The 18,702-nt window shown below is 47.9% G+C and carries 20 protein-coding genes; 3 read left to right on the top strand and 17 right to left on the bottom strand.

Annotated features, from left to right (window positions below; translation table 11 throughout):
• Positions 1-78 precede the first annotated feature (78 nt).
• Complete coding sequence (locus PH235_RS00830) at positions 79-537, top strand: VanZ family protein (protein ID WP_272160587.1); 459 nt, start codon at positions 79-81, stop codon at positions 535-537.
• A gap of 62 nt (positions 538-599) precedes the next feature.
• Here the strand turns inward: PH235_RS00830 and PH235_RS00825 are convergent, their stop codons facing one another.
• The 4 genes from PH235_RS00825 to PH235_RS00810 form a co-directional block, all read right to left on the bottom strand.
• A complete protein-coding gene (locus PH235_RS00825; RefSeq protein ID WP_272160586.1) occupies positions 600-1,298 on the bottom strand; it encodes a DNA/RNA non-specific endonuclease in 699 nt (232 codons plus the stop codon).
• A 211-nt stretch (positions 1,299-1,509) separates the two neighbouring features.
• A complete protein-coding gene (locus tag PH235_RS00820; protein ID WP_272160585.1) occupies positions 1,510-2,433 on the bottom strand; it encodes a metallophosphoesterase in 924 nt (307 codons plus the stop codon).
• Positions 2,434-2,618: 185 nt separating this feature from the next.
• Positions 2,619-3,542 (bottom strand): cysteine synthase A, encoded by a 924-nt coding sequence (gene cysK, locus PH235_RS00815; RefSeq protein ID WP_272160583.1) that lies wholly within the window; start codon positions 3,540-3,542, stop codon positions 2,619-2,621.
• Positions 3,543-3,777: 235 nt separating this feature from the next.
• Entirely contained in the window at positions 3,778-4,350 is a 573-nt protein-coding gene (locus tag PH235_RS00810) for a DUF6241 domain-containing protein (RefSeq protein ID WP_272160581.1), read from the bottom strand.
• Between the two features lie 349 nt (positions 4,351-4,699).
• On the opposite strand from PH235_RS00810, the gene PH235_RS00805 reads away from it, so the two are divergent.
• Positions 4,700-4,990, top strand: a complete 291-nt coding sequence (locus PH235_RS00805; protein ID WP_272160579.1) for a hypothetical protein — start codon at positions 4,700-4,702, stop codon at positions 4,988-4,990.
• 336 nt (positions 4,991-5,326) lie between these two features.
• Here the strand turns inward: PH235_RS00805 and PH235_RS00800 are convergent, their stop codons facing one another.
• The 12 genes from PH235_RS00800 to PH235_RS00745 form a co-directional block, all read right to left on the bottom strand.
• The gene (locus tag PH235_RS00800; RefSeq protein WP_272160578.1) at positions 5,327-6,457 is read right to left on the bottom strand and encodes an AAA family ATPase; all 1,131 of its coding nucleotides are present in this window, start codon (positions 6,455-6,457) and stop codon (positions 5,327-5,329) included.
• A gap of 184 nt (positions 6,458-6,641) precedes the next feature.
• Positions 6,642-7,313, bottom strand: a complete 672-nt coding sequence (locus PH235_RS00795) for a uroporphyrinogen-III synthase (RefSeq protein WP_272160576.1) — start codon at positions 7,311-7,313, stop codon at positions 6,642-6,644.
• Positions 7,310-8,194 (bottom strand): hydroxymethylbilane synthase, encoded by an 885-nt coding sequence (hemC, locus tag PH235_RS00790; protein ID WP_272160574.1) that lies wholly within the window; start codon positions 8,192-8,194, stop codon positions 7,310-7,312. The genes PH235_RS00795 and hemC overlap by 4 nt, the downstream gene beginning before the upstream one ends.
• Before the next feature lie 61 nt (positions 8,195-8,255).
• A complete protein-coding gene (locus PH235_RS00785; protein ID WP_272160572.1) occupies positions 8,256-9,029 on the bottom strand; it encodes a formate/nitrite transporter family protein in 774 nt (257 codons plus the stop codon).
• Positions 9,017-9,988, bottom strand: a complete 972-nt coding sequence (cobA, locus tag PH235_RS00780) for a uroporphyrinogen-III C-methyltransferase (RefSeq protein ID WP_272160570.1) — start codon at positions 9,986-9,988, stop codon at positions 9,017-9,019. The genes PH235_RS00785 and cobA overlap by 13 nt, the downstream gene beginning before the upstream one ends.
• A complete protein-coding gene (locus tag PH235_RS00775; protein ID WP_272160569.1) occupies positions 9,985-10,302 on the bottom strand; it encodes a nitrite reductase (NAD(P)H) small subunit in 318 nt (105 codons plus the stop codon). The genes cobA and PH235_RS00775 overlap by 4 nt, the downstream gene beginning before the upstream one ends.
• Before the next feature lies 1 nt (position 10,303).
• Positions 10,304-12,727, bottom strand: a complete 2,424-nt coding sequence (nirB, locus tag PH235_RS00770; protein WP_272160567.1) for a nitrite reductase large subunit NirB — start codon at positions 12,725-12,727, stop codon at positions 10,304-10,306.
• A 378-nt stretch (positions 12,728-13,105) separates the two neighbouring features.
• Positions 13,106-13,555: a precorrin-2 dehydrogenase/sirohydrochlorin ferrochelatase family protein gene (locus PH235_RS00765; protein ID WP_272160565.1), complete on the bottom strand. Its 450-nt coding sequence runs from the start codon at positions 13,553-13,555 to the stop codon at positions 13,106-13,108.
• Positions 13,543-14,232: a sirohydrochlorin chelatase gene (locus PH235_RS00760; RefSeq protein WP_272160563.1), complete on the bottom strand. Its 690-nt coding sequence runs from the start codon at positions 14,230-14,232 to the stop codon at positions 13,543-13,545. Before PH235_RS00760 ends, PH235_RS00765 begins: the two co-directional genes overlap by 13 nt.
• A gap of 10 nt (positions 14,233-14,242) precedes the next feature.
• Positions 14,243-14,875, bottom strand: coding sequence for a response regulator (locus tag PH235_RS00755; protein WP_272160562.1), 633 nt, complete (start codon positions 14,873-14,875; stop codon positions 14,243-14,245).
• Positions 14,872-15,864, bottom strand: coding sequence for a sensor histidine kinase (locus PH235_RS00750; protein ID WP_272160560.1), 993 nt, complete (start codon positions 15,862-15,864; stop codon positions 14,872-14,874). The genes PH235_RS00755 and PH235_RS00750 overlap by 4 nt, the downstream gene beginning before the upstream one ends.
• Complete coding sequence (locus PH235_RS00745; protein ID WP_272160558.1) at positions 15,857-16,303, bottom strand: GAF domain-containing protein; 447 nt, start codon at positions 16,301-16,303, stop codon at positions 15,857-15,859. The genes PH235_RS00750 and PH235_RS00745 overlap by 8 nt, the downstream gene beginning before the upstream one ends.
• Positions 16,304-16,423: 120 nt before the next feature.
• Here PH235_RS00745 and PH235_RS00740 point away from each other — a divergent pair, with 120 nt between their 5' ends.
• Positions 16,424-17,932, top strand: coding sequence for an amino acid permease (locus PH235_RS00740; RefSeq protein WP_272160557.1), 1,509 nt, complete (start codon positions 16,424-16,426; stop codon positions 17,930-17,932).
• A gap of 128 nt (positions 17,933-18,060) precedes the next feature.
• Here PH235_RS00740 and PH235_RS00735 read toward each other — a convergent pair whose 3' ends face one another.
• Complete coding sequence (locus PH235_RS00735) at positions 18,061-18,630, bottom strand: SF0329 family protein (protein WP_272160555.1); 570 nt, start codon at positions 18,628-18,630, stop codon at positions 18,061-18,063.
• Positions 18,631-18,702: the final 72 nt, after the last annotated feature.

The raw sequence follows: 18,702 nt of genomic DNA, 5'->3' as shown, positions 1-18,702 counted from the left end.
CGCAAAAAATCATTATCCACTTTTCAGGCATGGATTGCTGCGCTATACTGATGCAATAGGATGGAGGGACTAACGAGCATGCGGTTTACTTTTAACACCAAATTTACAGTTTTATGCCTCTGGATGTGCGTCATTTTTCTCCTGTCGCACCAAAATGGTCAGGATTCATCCGAAACAAGCGGCATCCTGTTGGAATTGCTGAAATTTATTGGGATCGGGCCCGGCAGTTCCGTTCAAGGTGCACTCAGTTACCTGGTCCGTAAGGCAGGCCATTTCAGCGAATACTTGATTTTGGCTGTCCTGTTTTTACGTTATCGGAAAGAACAAGGATCATCGGGAAAATCAGCTTTCTATGCGTTTCTGTTCGTATTTCTGTATGCCTCATCGGACGAATTTCATCAATCCTTCATTCCGGGAAGAGGTCCGGTCTTTTCCGATGTATTGATCGATACAGCAGGCGGACTGACCGGCATCATGCTTTATGAATGGAAGCAGCGGATGATGGCGCGTCAAAATCCGATTTACAGCAAAAAATAAACAGGCATCCGTCTTTTTGATGGATGCCTGTTTTAAAATGATTGAAGCTCTATACCGCATTCCTAATCGACAGCGTCTTTGGGCTCGTTGAAGACATAGATGTTCAGGTCGACCGAATCATCAGTGACACTCTTAGCCATGATGTGCAGCCCTTCGCAGATCAATTCATCGTCTTTGAAGAGGGGCGTTACCCGATAACGGACCGTAGTGCCCGATTGGATCGCTTCACTGACAATGAATTCCGAGGCGAAATACATAGCCGGATAGTTCGCGTTGCGGTACAACGTCACCAGATTGCGCCAGTCCTCACCGCTTCCTCCGAGCACATCCGCCAACAGATGGCCGCGGTTCAGCTGTTTGGGATTCGATTCATTCTGATTGCTTTTCGACCAGCCAGTCGGCAGGATGCTGCTGTCTGCATCGGTTCCCGTCTGGTACATTTCCGGCGTAATCAGGGCGTCCATTGTGGTGACACGGTTCAGCTCATCCAAATCACCGTATCTGATCCAACCTGAACCTTCAAAGTGTAATTCTGAAGGATCAAAGGTGCTCCTACCACCGTTAATTTCAAGAAAGTCCGGACCCGTATATTGAGGCGCATCATCCGCCGAAAGGATAACTGAAGTGTTGCTTGTGCCATCCTGGTTTGAAGTCGGATCGACTCCCTCATGAATCTCGATCCAGGTAAGGATGAGAAACCAGGTAAACAGCAACAGCAGCCGCACCAGTTTGTGCTTGCCTGATATTTTTCTTTTTGCCATTTCTTCCCCCACTGTTAAGAATTGAAAAGTCGTTCCATCTGGATAAAGAACGGCTTCATCCAATGAACGCATTCCTACATTCTATCAGTCAACCATTAGGAGTGCAAACCAAATTCCGGCAAAGAGCGAACACATTTCCATTAACTTTTGCAGTTTATTGTTTTAAAAAAAAAGACTCTTCAGTAAGGCAAGAAGAGTCGGTTGGGCAATATTATTCAGTTGCTGTTTCATTTTTTACACTCGCCCGGATATCGAATTTTCCGATCGGATCCGGTCCACGCATGACTTCCCGTTTGATCTGGAGCAGGCCGTCCTCATTCACGCGCGTTTTCCATCTGACCAATTGGATCTGTCCACCAGTGATCTCGATGGCGGTGATACTTGTCGGATAAATGCAGCAGCCCGAATTGAAATAAGGCAAATCTTTGGTCTTCGGATATTTAAAGCGGTGCGTATGGCCGCAAATCAGCATTTTTTCATGCTTCTGGATCCACTTCACATAGTTTTTTTCGATTTTATGCCGTTTGTTCATATTTTTAACGGGACTTGTAGGGCTCTTGACGCCGAATGCGTGCAGGAAGCGCCAAAAGTACTTCAGGGAAAGCATCGTCGGGTACCAGAGTTGATCGTTCGGCAGATCGCCCTGCATGCCGTGGACGACGAATATTTCCTGTTTCGTCGTCCGGTCCTTCAATACCAACGCTTCGATTGGCCGGATCCCAGGGAGGAAATCATAGAAAAACTCGGTATACTCATCGTAGTTGCGGTAATAATTTTGCTTTACATACCATTGGTTTTTAAGATAGATATTGTGGTTACCGTAAATCATGATCAAGCGCTTCTCGTCATAGAAACGTTTCAGGACAGTGAATACCTCCGGATGGGCATTTTTGATGTGCTTGAATTCGTGATGCTCCCACAATTCATCGCCGTCCCCGTTTTCAACGTATATGAACTCATTCTTATAGTAGTATTCCATCGCATGCAAAAACATGTTTTTGTTCCGTGCGAATTCATCAGAAAGGCTCCCATCGCCTCTGTGACAGTCACTCAAAAAAACATAATTTGATGTTTCGTCGATGTATTCGACCCTGGCTTTTTCGTAGGCCTCCGTCAGTCGTTTATCCGTAAACATGCACTACACCTCATCTCACTGAATCCATTACCTATATTATAGTTCTCCAAGGCCGGAAGCGCCACTATTTAGAGTGAACGACTGAATCAGTACCGGCTAATAAAAAGCAGAACGCACAAAAAATTTCCCCAACCACAGGAACCGCTCCTGCTGTGGTTGGGGCACTATCATTATTCGTTATATTGCTAATTTTGAAACACTGGTGTGGAAAGGTATCTTTCGCCGTTGTCCGGTGCGATTGTCACTACCGACTTGCCTGCGCCCAGTTGACCGGCCAAGGCGATGGCTCCTGCCACTGCTGCACCGCTGGAGATGCCCACAAGAATGCCTTCCTCTTTGGCCAATCTGCGGGTCATTTCGAAAGCTTCTTCACTGGAAACCTGGAACACGCCGTCGAAAACTGCCGTGTCCAATACTTGCGGAATGAAGCCGGTACCGATTCCTTGGATCTTATGCGGTCCTTTTTGGCCACCGCTCAATACTGCTGACTCGGAAGGTTCTAAGGCATAGATGCCGACATCCGGATTTGCTTTTCGTAAAGCTCTTCCTACCCCAGTGATCGTTCCGCCTGTTCCGACAGCCGATAGGAAAGCATCAGGGCCGATCCCGTCGAAAGCTGCAATGATTTCCGGGCCGGTAGTCGTTTCATGGATAGCCGGATTGGCTGGGTTTTCAAACTGAAGAGGCAGAAAATGTCCGGGTTGTGCGGCAATTTCTTTGGCTTTCGCAATCGCTGTAGGCATCCCTTCTGCCCCAGGAGTCAACACGAGTTCGGCGCCATAAGCCGAAAGCAACAGACGGCGCTCGATACTCATCGTATCCGGCATCACAAAGATGGCTTTATAGCCTTTCGCTGCCGCCAACATCGCCAAGCCTACGCCGGTGTTACCGCTGGTCGGCTCTACTATCGTGTCGCCTGGCTTTAAGATTCCTTCTTCTTCCGCTGTCGCGATCATATTCAAGGCGATGCGATCCTTTATGCTGCCTCCTACATTGAACGCCTCTAATTTCAAATAGACATCGGCAAAGCCTTCCGGCACGACTTTGCTTAATTTGATGATCGGTGTATCTCCAATCAACTCTGCTACTGACGATACGATTTTAGCCATGTTAATTCCCCCGTTAAGTTTGTTATGTACGATTGTATGTGCCAAAATTCGAGAATGGTGTTCCTTCTCTGACCTTGGTTGATATGGGTAGCATAACACGCGAAAGCTTCTGTGAAAATCAGACATAAACGAACAAGGGTGATCGGTTTTCCCGAACACCCTTGTTAATTATCGAAATGCCCAAAAGAAAATTGGCGCAAAAAAAAAGCCGAAATTTCTTCGACACCTTTCGTTATTACTTTAGGTTATTTTTGATGAATTCCGCTTCTTCTTCCGGTGTCAACAATCGTTTTGCCTTGCCAATTGTACCTCCTTGCGCTTCCCAAAGCTGGTTGTGTACGTCCACCGCATTCGAGAAATCCCCATTCATCCACGCTTCCAGTGTTTCACGATAGAACGTTTCGTGTTCATAATTAGCTTCGTCCAACACACGAAGCATTTCATCGATTGTTTCATCGGTCATTTGGATTACGCCCCACTTCGCGAACGCATGAACCTTCTGATGTGTCATTTTATGGATGGCATTCATGTAGTCGTCTTCTTCTGGTAATCCGATGCCTTCGAAAACCCCTGTCGACTGAAGCGGTTTTATAAATTCTCCATTCGATGCTAATTCGGAAGATTCGAATTCTTGCGGTGCTTCCGTCTGGGGTTCTCGTATTGATGTTTCGATAACTTGAACGGATTTTTCATTCAGTCCGTCTTCAACCACATTTTCTATCTCCGTCGTAATGAAACTCATTCCCAATATTATCACCATCACAAATGGAATGACAACAAATAACCACTTATTTTTTTTTTGCCTCATGCACTATTTCCTCCAATTCCAATCTTCGCTTAAATTTTGTTAATTCGTAATTACGTCTAATTATATTTATTTTAACCTTAACGTACCGTTCATTTGACTGTCAATCATTTTTTTGATTAAATATGCTGATTTATTTTATCGTTTTAACTAAAATTTCACTTCTACGGCATTTTATTTATTCGTAATCATGCTATTCTGACAATATTTATAGTATATGATGTGATAGAAAGGGATATTATATAAGTCATGAAACGTAAACGAGTCGAATTTTGATTATAAGTCCCCGAATTAGTTAAAATATAAAATTCCTCAAAAAACTATTGCCAGTCTAATAGGTATGCGTCCTGCTATGTTGAACGCTTATGTAAATCAACATAACAGAAAAATGATAGATATAACTGCAATTGAGAAATTGGCTGTTTTTTTCGAAATTAAGGATATTTCGGAAATTATCGAATATAAAATCATTACCACTGAAGTTGAAGATTCGAAAACTCTTGTCTCTGTATGTGAATATTTAATGAGTAAGGAAAAAATTGACAATGCGTTAAAAGAAGCATCGAAGGTATCGGGCCTATCAAAATATATTTCAGAACTAATAAATAGTAGCCAAATAATAGACGCAAAAAGAAGCGGCTGAGTCCTCCAAGGATCTGGCCGCTTCTTTCATTGCCTATCGCTATTTAGTTCCAATTATTTACACCAAATTCTCGGCGGTCGGTACTTCGAAATGATTATGCGCCTTCGATGTTCAAGGGAATATTTTCGAAAAAAGCGCAGCAAAGAAACCCGCGCGAAATTTTTTTGTGATGGTGATTGTTCAAATAAAAAGTTTGATGAACGCTAGCTATATTCAACATACGGACGAAAAAATCGAGGTTTTTGTCGAATACAAGTAAAAAAATTGGCCCTTGTCCGGTGTAATTCGGTCATTTTAACAATGATTGTCTTTTTTCTGTCAAAATTATCATCACGATTATTGATGCCCCATCAACTTGTCTATCGCTTCTTTTGCTTGTTTGTAACGGGCATAATAACTGAATTCATCCTTATCGCCGATGCCTTTTGCATCCAGCATGACGACTTTATCCAAGTTTCCGCTTCTTGCGATTTCATCCAGCATCATCTCGTGGATGGTCGTCAAAAAGGCATCCTCAGAAAATTCCATATTGCGGTAGCCGTCGTCGACATATTTCAGAGTCGGTGGCACGACTAGGATCAAATCCCACAATTGTCGCGCAATGAAGGCGTTGGCCGACTGCTCCACGATTGCATACTCTTCCGAAGTGATCGCATAATCCGCATCCTCAGCACCTAGGCGTGCGTAGACTTTTGTGACCATCACATCCGTGTCCAAAATGGCCATCCCTTGACTGGCGGGATCCGCGATGGTATCCCGGTTCAGCTGGAACTGACCGGTGACCAACCGCTGGTAATCCATGCCATCCAGTTCAAAATCATTCACATTCGATTCCTCTTGGTACTGGCGTGAATATTCGAAACTATAGGGACAGGAATACAGTTTCGCCAAATCCTTGACCAGCGTCGTTTTCCCCCCGCTCGGGGCGCCCAAAACCAACACTTTTTTCGTGAACGCGCGCCGGAAAGGCAAAGCGATGGCGTTAAAATGGCGCAAGGCATCATTGCGGATATTCAGGCCGGTGATCGGGTACAGGCTGGTGTCCACCAGATGGACTTCATCCTCGGACTCTTTTCCCAATGCCTCAGCCTGCGCTGTTTTCCCGGTATACCATATCTTTTGCGCATCGCTGTGCTGAAGCGAATCGGCTATCTTGAGCTTGATGATTTGTAACCATGGTTCCCAGTCGGTTTCCTTATTCGGAATACCTTGGCCGGCTGCCATCACGACATAAATCTGGTTATCATCCGCAAACAATTCGCGCATATACCGGAATCTTCTGTAGACATCCAGACCGAAAGGTTCGCCGAAATCGCCCTCCTGGCCGCAGACGATCACGACGCAACCGTCATTCTCCTTCTTTGCCTCCAAGATGACTTCCAAATGGCCGATATGGCAAGGCGCGAAGGCTCCGAAAACGATGCCGATCCGACTGCCGCTTAATTTATCCTTGTACAGATTCCCCATCTCGTTTCTCCTTTCTGCAGAACGTATTCTCTACGGTGCCTAACATACCTTTTATATACATTCTACAACTTCCGCACCGCATCGTATAGCAAGAAGGCCTTTTTCAATGTAGGGTATCCGGATATCAGGCTGAGTCGACAAAAAAGCAGGCGCGGAGATCGGGATGATCTTTGCACCTGCTTGCTTATCGTTGGATTAGAACTGCCTCATAGCCGCTGTCATTGATGGCTTTTTTTGTCGTATCACCTATAGCATAGAAAACGAGCGGCTTTCTTTCGGTTTTGATGTAGACCGAAAGGAATCTTTTCCATGCCGATGGGCTGGCGAAGTAAACAGCGGATAGCTCGCCCTTATTGAGCAGCTCCGTCAACTCCGCTTGTCGTTCCCAAAGGAAGACATTGTGGTAAAGGACCGAACTGGTTACTACGTTTCCAATCCCCAGGAGTTGTTCGATGGCATCATCGGCAAGCTGGCTCTTCGGATAGAAAATCGATGTTCTCGCCGGAAAACTTTTCTGCCAAGCGGAAACAAACTGTTTTTTTGTTTCCTGCGGGCTGACGAAAGCCACCTCAAATCCGCAAGATCGGACCATTTCCCCGGTTTTTTTGCCGATCACGGCAATCAACGGGCGCCTTCCCTTTTCGATGACGGCCAGAACACTCGCTACAGGCGCTTGACTCGTAAAGAAAAGCCACTCGGCCGCATTGATTTCTCTTCTGATGGCTTCCGTTATCGGCAACTGTTTGATTTCACATAAAGGAATCTCGTAAAACCGTCCGAACCCTTGCGCACGGAACCGGATCTGATCTGCGGCATTCATGACTAGCGGCCTTGTCAACAGTATCGCTTTTGTCATGGCAACAATTCGTCCGCTGCCGTTTCCGCCAACTTCAGCGGATCTTCTCCGATGTAACGTTTCGTGACTCCGGTTTCATCTATGGAACCAGCCAAGAACGCCAAAAATTCCCATTTCCCATCATCCAATCGATGCGCATAGCCGCCTATCGGCAAGTCGCAATTGCCATTTGCGCGATGCAGGAAGGTACGCTCGGTAAGACAAGCCAACGAAGCAGCTTCATCATTGATGCCACTAAGCAGTTCGATCAGTTGCTTGTCCTCCTCACGGCATTGGACAGCCATGATCCCTTGCCCGATTGCCGGAACACAGACTTCCGGTTCAAGCATGAGCGTATGCAGCCCCTTCAGATAGTCCATCCTTTCAAGCCCGGCTGCTGCCAGTACGATGCCGTCCAAGCCTTCTTCCTTCATCTTGCGGAGGCGGGTCTCGATATTGCCGCGGATCGGCACAAACGACATGTTAGGAAATGCAGTCTTCAATTGGTTGATCCGGCGCACACTGCTCGTGCCTATCACCAAAGGCGCTGTTGTCCCTGAAAAGGGTTTGTCGTCGTTCCAGATCAAGCAATCGAGCGGATTCGCCCGTTTGGGTGTGGCAACGATCGTCAATCCTTCCGGTAACCGGGCAGGCACGTCCTTGAGGCTGTGCACAGCAAAATCGATTGTCTTGTCCAACAATTGGGCCTCAACTTCCTTCACGAATACGCCTTTCCCGCCGATTTGCGTCAAGGGCACATGCACCAGCCTATCCCCTTTGGTGGTGATGCCGACAACCTCGACATTCACCGCGGGATCCACTCTTTTCAGGGCCTCAATGACCAGTTCGGTTTGTTTCAGGGCCAACGCACTACTGCGCGTCCCTACTTTTAGTGTCTTCATGCAGCGACCTCCCTTCTTTCACTATTATAGAGGACTTTCGCTTGTAATCAAACGGATATCTTCACTTCTGCATACCGATTCTGTACGCCATGAAATAAAGCCCGCCCATGAAGAAACCGCCTCCTACCAGATTCCCGATCCAGACGATGCTGATGTTCAGAATAAATTCCGCCCAAGTCGCCCCACCGGCAAAAATTCCTGCCGGGATCAAGAACATGTTTGCAACGACATGCTGATAACCAGCAATCACAAAAGCCATGATCGGCAGAAAAGTGCCGAAGATTTTCCCGATGAAATCCTTGGCTGCATAGTTCATGTAAACGCCTGTGCAGACCAGGATATTGCAGGCAACCGAAGAAAAGAACAATTGAACGGGTGCCACATCGATACGGCCTCTGGCGACAGCAATCGTCCTATCGATAAACGCTCCTTGCAGCGTGCCGGACAAGTAGCCAAAGAAGTAAGCTACAAAAAGGGCTCCAATCAAGTTGAACAGTGTGACGACCGCCATGTTCTTCAACCATGATTTTCCGGATATTTCTTTTGCGAACAACGCAAGCGACACGGACAACATATTTCCTGTCACCAATTCACCGCCCACCAACAACAGGCAGATGAGTCCGACCGGGAAAACCATCGCCCCCAACAAGTTGACGAGCGTACCCCACTCAGCTGGCATCGATCCCATTGTGCGGATCATCGCAACGCCCGCCAGTCCTATGAAGACGCCGGCCATGATACCCAATGCAGCCATCGTCATGATACTGTAATCGGCTTTATGTTTGCCTCTTAGAATGGCTTCTTCTAATAATTCTTTCGGGCTCAATGCTCCCATAATGGCTTCACCTTTTCCGCTTCATATATATTTTTTGCTGTCTCATCATCAAAGATGATGGTATCGAAATGCTGTTCCGCCAAGTAGTGATTGTTTACCTCATCAAAGCGACAGTCGCGCTTTTCGCCTACTTGCATCCACCAGACATCCGCGCCCTTTTGCGTCTGTTCGAGCAAGGCTTCCATAACTGGTTTCCGGGTTGAGACGTACAGCTTAGAGTCGCCTTTTTCAGGCAAGTCAGAAAACCAGTCGAAGCGTTCCCCGGCGTGGACGACTTCGCCCAGGATGATCATGGCCGGATTCTCGATTTTGGTTTCGCTGATTTTTTGCCTGATGTCTGCAAGCGTTCCTTGTATTTTCGACTGTCTGCCGTATGTCCCCCATTGGGTTATCAGGATGGGCATTTCCACTTTCAGCCCTTGTTCCAAGGCAGCCTCCACGAAGCGGTCGAGCGCCTCCACACCCATATAAAGGCAGACGGTCTGGCCATTCAATAATTGCTGGAAAGTGTTTTTCTCGTTATCGATCAGTCTGCCTGTCGTGAAAGTCACCGAAGTGGCTATGCCTCTTTGCGTCAGCGAAATCCCGCTGTAGCTGGCTGTTCCGCTGGCGGCAGTGATTCCTGGAGTGATGTCGAAACGGACCCCCGCCTCTTCGCATGCTTCCAATTCTTCCGTCATACGTCCGAAGATGGCTGGATCGCCGCCTTTCAGACGTACGACAGAATCATGGGCTGTTGCGGTTTCGATCAGTTTCGCATTGATTTCTGTTTGCTTGGTCGATTTCCGATCAGGTGTTTTGCCGACATAGATGAAAAGACAATCCTCCTTGCAATGAAAGAGCAACAAGGGATTAACCAACCGGTCATAGATGACCGCATCGGCGTGCTGCAACAGCCGCACACCTTTTGCAGTCATCAATTCCGGATCGCCCGGTCCGGCACCTACGAAATGGATCATAAGAAAGCGCCCTTCAGGTAAATGTCCCCGTCTTCAAGCAACAGCTCATATACCTTCAATTGGCCTTCATCAGGGTCCTGGATGCGCCCGTCAAGCAAGGATATTTTATAATCCCGCAGCGGTTCGTAGAGGTATTCACCCGATACGGTCCCTTCCAGAACAGGTCCGCCAGTCAAAGGGCAAAAATCTTCGATGGCCGTGATGCGGCCGTCTGATAGTTGGAAAAGGGCAATCTTTTTGTTCCCGATCGATACGGATCGTCCAATCTGCGGAAGCAAAGCATCTGTTGTGGTCAAAAATATTTTTTCTGTCATCTTAATCACCCACCGTCACAAGTTCTCTTCTGTCTATCGAATACAATTTTTCCTGGATGTCGCGATCGCCGACAATTTCATGCCATGGATCTTTCCGTTTCACTGCTGTTGCCACATCCAATGCCTCAATCAAGTCTTTCCGTTTTGCAGCATCGCTCAGGATATGTTTAACAGCATCAAATCCTAAACGTTCAACCCAAGGAGCAGTCCTTTCGGCATAAATGCCCGTTTCGCGATAGTACTGCAGCAAAGCGCCGCAATATTCGATGACTTCTTCTTCCGTTTCCACGGTCGTAAGCAACTGTGCTTCCTTGACTTCAGTACCGCCATTTCCGCCGATATAGATTTGATAGCCGTTCTCCACACAGATGATGCCGAAATCCTTCACTCCGGATTCTACGCAGCTGCGCGGACAAGCCGATACGCCAACTTTGAATTTGTGCGGTGTGTCGATGAATTCAAAGCGTTCTTCCAACTTGATGCCAAGCCCCATCGAATCCTGGGTGCCAAATCTGCAGAAGTTCTTCCCGACGCAAGTTTTGACCGAACGGAAAGCTTTCGCATAGGCCTGTGCTGAAACCATGTCCAATTCTTTCCAGATGGCCGGAAGGTCCTGCTTCTTGACGCCGTACAGGCCAATCCTTTGGCTGCCGGTGACTTTCACTAATGGCACGCTGTATTTTTCGGCTACTTTGGCGATTTGCAGCAATTGTTGTGGATTCGTCTGGCCTCCCCTCATTCTCGGAATGACAGAGAACGTTCCGTCCTTTTGGATATTGGCATGCATGCGCTCATTCACATAGCGTGATTGGCGCTCATCTTTGTGTTCAGTCGGGAAGGCAACATTCAAATAGAAATTGACTGCCGGTCTGCATTTCGCGCAGCCCTCAGGATTTGAAAAGTGAAGTTCCCTGAATACATCCGAGCTTGTCGTCAGATGCTTCGCATAGATCTGCGTCATGACCTGGTCTCTGTTCAAATCCGTGCAGGAACAGATGCCTGTTGAAGCCGTGACGCCCTCGCCCAGTTCGTGCTCCAATAATGTCTGGACTTGTGGCTTGCATTTTCCGCAACTGGTTCCGGCTTTGGTGACTTTTCCCACTTCAGCTACATTTGTCAAGCCTTTGTCGCGGATGCCTCTGATGATGTCGCCTTTCGTGACGCCGTTGCAGCCGCAGACGGTCTCGTCATCATCCCAAGCAACGACATCGTCGCTTCCTGCCTCTTCACCTGCGGCCTGCAGGATCGCGATTGATTGCAGATCAGCGATTTCCTGGCCTTTTTTCATCATGTTGTAGTATCGGTTTCCGTCCGCTGTTTCGCCGTAGAGGACGATCCCCTCGATGCGGTTGTCCTTGATGAACACTTTTTTGTAGTTCCTGTTGACGCCATCGAATGCTTCGATGCTCTGCATCCCTTCAGTGTCCATGATGTTCCCTGCTGAATAAAGATCGCATCCGGAAACTTTCAAGGAAGTGAACGTCTTGGATCCTTGGTATGGTTTGGCTTCGATGCCGGTCAATACATCGGCCAGCACTTTTCCTTGTTCAAACAAGGGGGCAACCAATCCGTAGGTTTTCCCGTCATGTTCCACGCACTCACCGATTGCGTATATCGCCGGCAAATTGGTTTCCATGAAGTCATTGACGACAATCCCGCGGTTTACTTCCAGACCGGCTTCGCGCGCCAATTCGGCAGCTGGTCGGATACCGATCGACATGACGACAAGATCCGTATCGATCGTGGTGCCGTCCTTGAAGCGCAGGCCGGTGACGCGCTCGTCACCCAATATTTCGGTTGTCGCGTATTCCAGCAGGAATTTCAGTCCCTGCGCCTCCAAATCCCCCTGCAACAATTTCCCTGCTCTTTCATCCAATTGCGTTTCCATCAACCATTTGGCCAAATGGACTATGGTGACGTCCATTCCCTGCAGCTGAAGGCCTTTCGCGGCTTCCAGGCCAAGCAAACCGCCGCCGATGACGACAGCTTTCTTGTGCTTGCCTGCAGCTTCCATCATTTCAGCCGTATCATCGATGGTTCGGAAGGCGACTACGCCGTCTTTCTGCGAACCGGGTATCGGCAAAATGAACGGATGGGAACCTGTCGCAAAAACCAGTTTATCGTAAGGTATCTTCAGCCCTTTTTCGCTTGTGACCAGTTTGTTCGCTGTATCGACTCCTACCGCCGGATCCTCATTGATCAGTGTGATGTTGTTCTCTTCGTACCATGTATATGGATTGGTGATGATTTCATCCACCGTCATTTTATTCTGCAGCACATTGGACAGCATGATACGATTGTAATTCGGGTAGCATTCCTTCCCGATGATGGTGATATCATAGCGTTCCGGATCCCTTTCCAGAATTTCTTCAACCAAACGAACCCCTGCCATACCGTTTCCGATCAAGACCAAATGTTCTCTCATTTGCGCACCCTCTTCTATTCGTTGTTATAAAATTCACAATAAAGGATTTGTGAATCATTTAATATTAGGGAAACGCCTATGTTTTGAGTAATGCCATAATTTGGACAAAAACGTTATGCGCGGACGCAACGGAGAAAGCAATGGAGAATCCGGCTCCGGTAAGAGCTGCCTACCTCCGGTCAAAGGCAAGCCGGTCGGAGGTAGTGTCGCGTTCACCATGCTCAGGTCCGATTAAGCAGCCTTCGACGGAGGACAGCACGTAAAAGCGCCGTTACCTCCGGCGAAGGGGCGCTCGTCGGAGTTCCGGTCTTCGAACCAAAATTGTTCCTCAGTCAGCGCCGGATATAGCAACACTGCCGAAACAAAAAAACTCAAGCACTAGGCTTGAGTCGGATTTATTTTTTCGGCTATTTCGTGAAGAATCTGTTTGGCTTTCCGCGGATCATTCCCGTACGTGGAGACAGCCACCAGGTAGTCATCCTGGCGCAGCGTCGCAAGATTGATGAAGTCACTGTTGCTGCGGTCGGTCGTGTCGTTCAGGAACTGATGCGGTCCGATTTCCGACCTTATCGCTTTGTTTGTAGCCGGGTCATCCGTGCAGATGAAGATGAAGGTTGCATTATCAAGATCGCCGGATTTGTATGCCCGCCTGTCCAGTAATGCTTTGCCGCTTTCAGCCCACTCCAGGATTTCCGGGCTGACGGCAGGAGCGACGACGGTCGGCTGGGCACCGCAACGGATCAATTCCTGCAATTTCCGCGTCGCGATTTTTCCGCCGCCGACCACCACAACTTTCCGTTTGCTGATGTCGACCATTATCGGATACATCCGGCATCCTCCAACCGTTCCTTAAGGGCTGTATGGACGGCTTCTGCATCGAGCAATTGTTCCAGCAACACATCCTGAGGCCGGTTTTTTTCGAACCAGAAACCAATTTTTTTTGCCAAGTATCCATCCGTAAAGAACAGCCGTTGCACGATGTATGGCAGTTCTCCGGAAATCGCTTGATAATGCGGTTCGCCCAGATGATTGGTAGCGAAGACTTCGCGACCCAAATCGGATCTCAAGGCAGCCGCAATCCTTTCCAGTTGTTCGCCAGGTTCCGGATAATGGGTCGTTCCGTGCGCGACCAGCATGATTGGAAACGTCGGGTGTGTCTCTGCAGCTTCCTGCAACCGGTCTTTCAACCAGTCGTATACAGCTTTCGTTGTCCCCAGTGTCTCGCTGATTTCAAACGGAACCGCAGCGCATGCCTGCATGCGCTGCGGGATATCCTCCCGAGCGTGCGTGGCCGGGAAAAGGAGAACTGGAACGACGAATATCTTTTCCACTGCCTGTTCCTCAAGCATTTTGACTGCATCCTCCAACGTCTGCTGTTGACCTTCCAGCATGCCGATTGCCTGCGGCAGGTCCAATGTATCGGTGAAATCTTTGACGATACTCAAAAGTTTTTGCGGGATGCTGGTTTTTCTGCCGTGAAGCACGTACATGATTCCTATTTTCATCTTATTCCTCCTAGAAATCGACCAGATGATTTTTCACACTATAACGCAAAAGATCGGCGTAGCTGTCGACCTTCAGTTTTTTTCTGATGTTCGCTTTATGCACTTCTACCGTTTTGACTGAAATGAACAGTTTTTCGGCTATGTCCCGGTTGTTGTAGCCCAAAGCGACGAGCGGCAATACCTCTTTTTCCCGTTTCGAAAGACTGGCATAGAGGCTGTCACCCTCAAAAGTGTCCATCTCATCCAACTTGTCGCTTGTATATCCGCTGTAGTAGCGCTGATTTGCATGGACTTTCCGGATGCCTTCCAACAAGATGTCGTCGGTCGTGCTTTTGAGGATGAAACCATCGGCACCTGCATTCAATGCTTCCCTCACGTAGCTTTCCTCATCGTGCATCGTCAATACGATCACTTTGATCTCCGGATGTGTCTCTTTGATCCGGCGCGTCGTATGCAAACCATTTTCCCCCGGAGGCATACTGATGTCCATCAGCACCAGATCGGCCTGCGTATTTTCCAGCTTCATGAAGACTTCGTTGCCGTCAGCGGCGTCCCCGACGACCTCCATGTCCGGTTGCGCATTCAACATGAAGGTCAGCGCGTTGCGCACCAATGCATGATCGTCTGCAATAATGATTTTCATGCCAAGCCCTCCTTATAAGGCACGATCAATGTGATGCGTGTCCCTTTTTCTATACCTGTATCGACTTCCATTTTCCCGCCTACAGAGTGGGCGCGTTCCCGCAAATTCAGCAGACCGAATCCGAGATGGTAAGGATCGTAGATGAACCCTTTTCCATCGTCCGCAATCGTGACGCGCAGTCCATTTTGGCCAAAATCAAGGGTTATGGACGCTTCATTCTCTCCGGAATATTTCAGAGCATTCGAGATTGCCTCCTGAATACTGCGGTAGATGACGACATTCCCTCGGCTGCTTAGCTCGATTCTGTCCCCGTCTACGATAACATGGATGATGAATCCTGTCATTTCCATTGTCTGTTCGACAAACTGATTTATCGCCGGGATAAGCCCGACATCATCGAGAATGCTCGGCCGCAATTCGGTAGCCAAACTCTTGATTTCCAAAAGTACGTCCGCAAAATGCCGATCGATCGCCTGGAGCTTCTGCTGATGCTCCTCAACCGGTGTCCACTTCAGCCCTCTCGTTTCAAGCATCAAGCTGTAGATGCTCTGGGCAATCCCATCATGGAGTTCACGCGCAATCCTTTTCTGCTCACTCTCTCGTGCCTCGTTCAAGTATGTCAGCATGCTTTTCCCCTCTGATTCGAAGGGCTTATCGATATAGCGGATCTCCAGCATCCAGATGTGTTCCCTTTTCACTAGTTTCCCGAAAAATTCATAGGACACTCCGTCGCGGCCCATAAAAGTGATCGGAAAACCATCCGAAGCAGCCCATTTATTCTCGAGCGGGCAGTTTTTGCATGCTGTTTTATCGGTATGGAAAGCGCAACAAGTGCCCTTGGCCACCTGTACCGCATATTCCATTGAAATGACATAATCTTTCTCGAACTTTTCTGCCTGTGCATTCTTGTCGATTACAATGTAGTCAGAATCCATGAGCCAAGTCGGTTGGGGCAAAATTTTGGAAATGCGTTCATTCGGATCAGCCATCTTTGTGCTCCTCCTCTTCCAATAGGGCCGCTAAGCCTGGCAAAGCTGCGTAGACAGCGGTCACATCGGCCATGGCAGAATCGATCGGATGGCGGTATCCCAGCAACAAGACCGCTCGGATGATGCCGTTCTTCATTATCGGAATGCCGATTGTCATATCGAGCTGCTCGAGCCTTGCGATTGGATAATTCAAAAGATTCTGGCTGTCTGATTGAATTTCAGTGGCGCGTTGTTCCCTGCCGGTGCGCCAAACTTCGCCGGCGATGCCTTTACCGATCCGCAGGCGGATGGTTTTGTAGTGATCGCTTGTGTTTCCGGCTACATGCGTCCAGCGCAGTTCGGTTTGCTGGCAAGGCGGGGCAACATCCTGAGCCAATCCTAAAAAATCCGCCTGCCATTCCTTTCTTTTCTCTTCCAACCACAAATTTGTTTGTGACATTGTTCACTACTCCAATTCCCTATATTTTTCAAAATCTATGTATTTCTATTGCCCTTTATCCAAAAAGTTACTATGATGATACCAAATGTCGGAAGCAAATTATTTATTAAGGAGTTTATTATGAAACAAATCAAAAGTCTATCATTTTTCAATCTGGTTCTGATCATCGTTATGACAGTATACTCTTTTTCAAGTATGTCGTCCTCTTTTTTCATGATGGGTCTGAAATCATTCCCTTGGTTTTTGATCAGCGCGTTTTTTTATTTTATCCCCTATGCCCTTATTGTATCAGAATATACGCGCAGCTATTCGAATCGCACAGGCGGCATCTATGATTGGCTGAAGGATGCTTTCTCGCCGCGTATCGCTTTCATTACCGCTTTCCTGTGGTACTGCAGCTACTTCACCTGGATCATCAGCCTTTTCATGAAATTGTTGATTCCTTTCACCATCATGCTTTTCGGAAAGGACTTGACTTCTGCTGAGCAATGGTTTGGGATCGACACATCCTACTGGATCATGGTGCTCTCGCTTTTCGCCGTATTTTGCATGACTTGGGTGATCAACCGTGGATACCAAGCCGTCTTTTCATTTCTGAAGACGAGCAGCTACGCGATGGTCGGTCTGTTGCTCATTTCTGGGATCGGCAATCTGTTGCTGATGGTGAACAATCCGCAGCTCATCATGCAAAATGTGCAGCAAAGCCTGGCTGCCCCGAGTTTTTTCAAGGGAACCAGTGACTCATTCCTTTCGCAGTTGCCCTTCTTTATTTTCGCCATCACCGCATTCGGCGGACTCGACACAATCGCCAGCCTAGTCGACAAATCCGGCGAACAAAGAAAGAAATTTCCTAAAGCACTGATCATCAGTGCCGTGATCATCGTCGTCCTTTATTTCGGTGGCATCATGCTTTGGAGCGGCGCTAATAACTTGAATGTGCTTCGCGAAACCGATCAGTTCCACCTCGGCAATCTGATGTACGGCTTGATGGGCAGCCTAGCCAATAACATCAGTGTTACATTCGGTTTGTCCGCAGCTGCTCAAACGTTCCTTTATCAAACGTTCATACGCTATACCGCATTCACCTTGTTCGTAGCCTATATCGGGTTGTTGTCGTCCATCACCTATACACCGTTAAAAAGTTTGATTCAGGGCACGCCGAAGGAAATCTGGCCGCAATTCCTGACAAAAATCAATCAGAAAGAAATGCCTCAAACGGCTCTATGGATCCAAGCCGCAGTCGTTTCTGTGTGCATCATAGGATTATCCTTAAATAGTACCATTTTAGGCGCATTATTCAATCAATTAACCTATATGACAAATGTAGCCCGCGCCATTCCGTATTTCGTCGTAGCCGCAAGTTATCCGTTCTATCGCATCAAGAACCCTGGGCTGCTGAAGCATTCATTGATTGCTTCGCACTGGCAAGGGTACCTTTGCTCACTGAGCGTCTGTACGGCTACCTTGATCGCCATCACCTTCCAAGTCTACCAGCCGTTCCATACCGGAGAATATGTCCAAGCATTGTTGCTTATCATTGGACCGATTTTGTTCGGGCTTCTCGGCAGCAGCATTTACCAGAGGTTCGAAAGGAAACGGGCAGAATTGTCGCTTGAAAATAATTTATAAACGTTACTTTTAAACGCATAGACGCAAAAAAGGAGCCGCTCAGGCCAATCACCTGAGCGGCTCCTTTTTTGTATCTGACAGCTGTTTTTCCCGATGGCATGCATGGATATTGGATTCTCCAACTGAGACTATATAGTATTGCGCCTTAACCTATAGAAGTATTGCACAATCGGATGCTTCATTTTCACTGATTTTTCCATATCCATGATCCGCTTTTTGCCGACGCGCCTGTCCAGCAAGGCCAAGCAGTTCAACAGGATGTCCGTGCTGGCAAGGCTGGCTTCGATGGGTTGGGTCAGAAAAACATTTGCGGTTTTGTAGAAATCGGCTTTGCTTAAGGCCACCTGGGCAGCCATTGTTTCCTTCGCGTAGGCCAACAGTTTGCGGTCCCTCGCAATCACTGCCAACCGTTCTTCCGGGACTTTTCCGCCGGTTTCCATCCGGATATGCTCAATTTCGGCGTCACTGAGTGGAATTACGAGTGCGGGATCATTTTTGATATCCTGTTCCGACTGGTACCACTTTATTCCTGTTGTTCCGTCCTTCATATTGAAGATTTTTTTATTGTCCACGGCGATGCAGCACTGGCCGTTTTTATCGGGTGTATAGCGATAGCTGGTGGATAAATACCCCACTCTGCCCGCCAACGCCGGCGCGAGGAAATTCTCCAACTGCTGCTTCATTTTACTCCAAATCATATTTTATATCCTCCATCAGACAACCTTTCTGTTGTCCATTCCTCTTCAATCTGACTGCTTTCATTATTGCCA

Source organism: Trichococcus sp. K1Tr (assembly GCF_028309625.1).
Taxonomy (GTDB): Bacteria; Bacillota; Bacilli; order Lactobacillales; family Aerococcaceae; genus Trichococcus.
Note: the sequence above shows the minus strand (reverse complement) of the source record. Positions and strands in the feature narration are given on the sequence as shown.

Excerpts from the sequence above, each read along its gene's own strand:
- PH235_RS00830 (WP_272160587.1), top strand. The coding sequence starts at position 79 with ATGCGGTTTACTTTTAACACCAAATTTACAGTTTTATGCCTCTGGATG.
- PH235_RS00825 (WP_272160586.1), bottom strand. The coding sequence starts at position 1,298 with ATGGCAAAAAGAAAAATATCAGGCAAGCACAAACTGGTGCGGCTGCTG.
- PH235_RS00820 (WP_272160585.1), bottom strand. The coding sequence starts at position 2,433 with ATGTTTACGGATAAACGACTGACGGAGGCCTACGAAAAAGCCAGGGTC.
- cysK (WP_272160583.1), bottom strand. The coding sequence starts at position 3,542 with ATGGCTAAAATCGTATCGTCAGTAGCAGAGTTGATTGGAGATACACCG.
- PH235_RS00810 (WP_272160581.1), bottom strand. The coding sequence starts at position 4,350 with ATGAGGCAAAAAAAAAATAAGTGGTTATTTGTTGTCATTCCATTTGTG.
- PH235_RS00805 (WP_272160579.1), top strand. The coding sequence starts at position 4,700 with ATGTTGAACGCTTATGTAAATCAACATAACAGAAAAATGATAGATATA.
- PH235_RS00800 (WP_272160578.1), bottom strand. The coding sequence starts at position 6,457 with ATGGGGAATCTGTACAAGGATAAATTAAGCGGCAGTCGGATCGGCATC.
- PH235_RS00795 (WP_272160576.1), bottom strand. The coding sequence starts at position 7,313 with ATGACAAAAGCGATACTGTTGACAAGGCCGCTAGTCATGAATGCCGCA.
- hemC (WP_272160574.1), bottom strand. The coding sequence starts at position 8,194 with ATGAAGACACTAAAAGTAGGGACGCGCAGTAGTGCGTTGGCCCTGAAA.
- PH235_RS00785 (WP_272160572.1), bottom strand. The coding sequence starts at position 9,029 with ATGGGAGCATTGAGCCCGAAAGAATTATTAGAAGAAGCCATTCTAAGA.
- cobA (WP_272160570.1), bottom strand. The coding sequence starts at position 9,988 with ATGATCCATTTCGTAGGTGCCGGACCGGGCGATCCGGAATTGATGACT.
- PH235_RS00775 (WP_272160569.1), bottom strand. The coding sequence starts at position 10,302 with ATGACAGAAAAAATATTTTTGACCACAACAGATGCTTTGCTTCCGCAG.
- nirB (WP_272160567.1), bottom strand. The coding sequence starts at position 12,727 with ATGAGAGAACATTTGGTCTTGATCGGAAACGGTATGGCAGGGGTTCGT.
- PH235_RS00765 (WP_272160565.1), bottom strand. The coding sequence starts at position 13,555 with ATGTATCCGATAATGGTCGACATCAGCAAACGGAAAGTTGTGGTGGTC.
- PH235_RS00760 (WP_272160563.1), bottom strand. The coding sequence starts at position 14,232 with ATGAAAATAGGAATCATGTACGTGCTTCACGGCAGAAAAACCAGCATC.
- PH235_RS00755 (WP_272160562.1), bottom strand. The coding sequence starts at position 14,875 with ATGAAAATCATTATTGCAGACGATCATGCATTGGTGCGCAACGCGCTG.
- PH235_RS00750 (WP_272160560.1), bottom strand. The coding sequence starts at position 15,864 with ATGGCTGATCCGAATGAACGCATTTCCAAAATTTTGCCCCAACCGACT.
- PH235_RS00745 (WP_272160558.1), bottom strand. The coding sequence starts at position 16,303 with ATGTCACAAACAAATTTGTGGTTGGAAGAGAAAAGAAAGGAATGGCAG.
- PH235_RS00740 (WP_272160557.1), top strand. The coding sequence starts at position 16,424 with ATGAAACAAATCAAAAGTCTATCATTTTTCAATCTGGTTCTGATCATC.
- PH235_RS00735 (WP_272160555.1), bottom strand. The coding sequence starts at position 18,630 with ATGATTTGGAGTAAAATGAAGCAGCAGTTGGAGAATTTCCTCGCGCCG.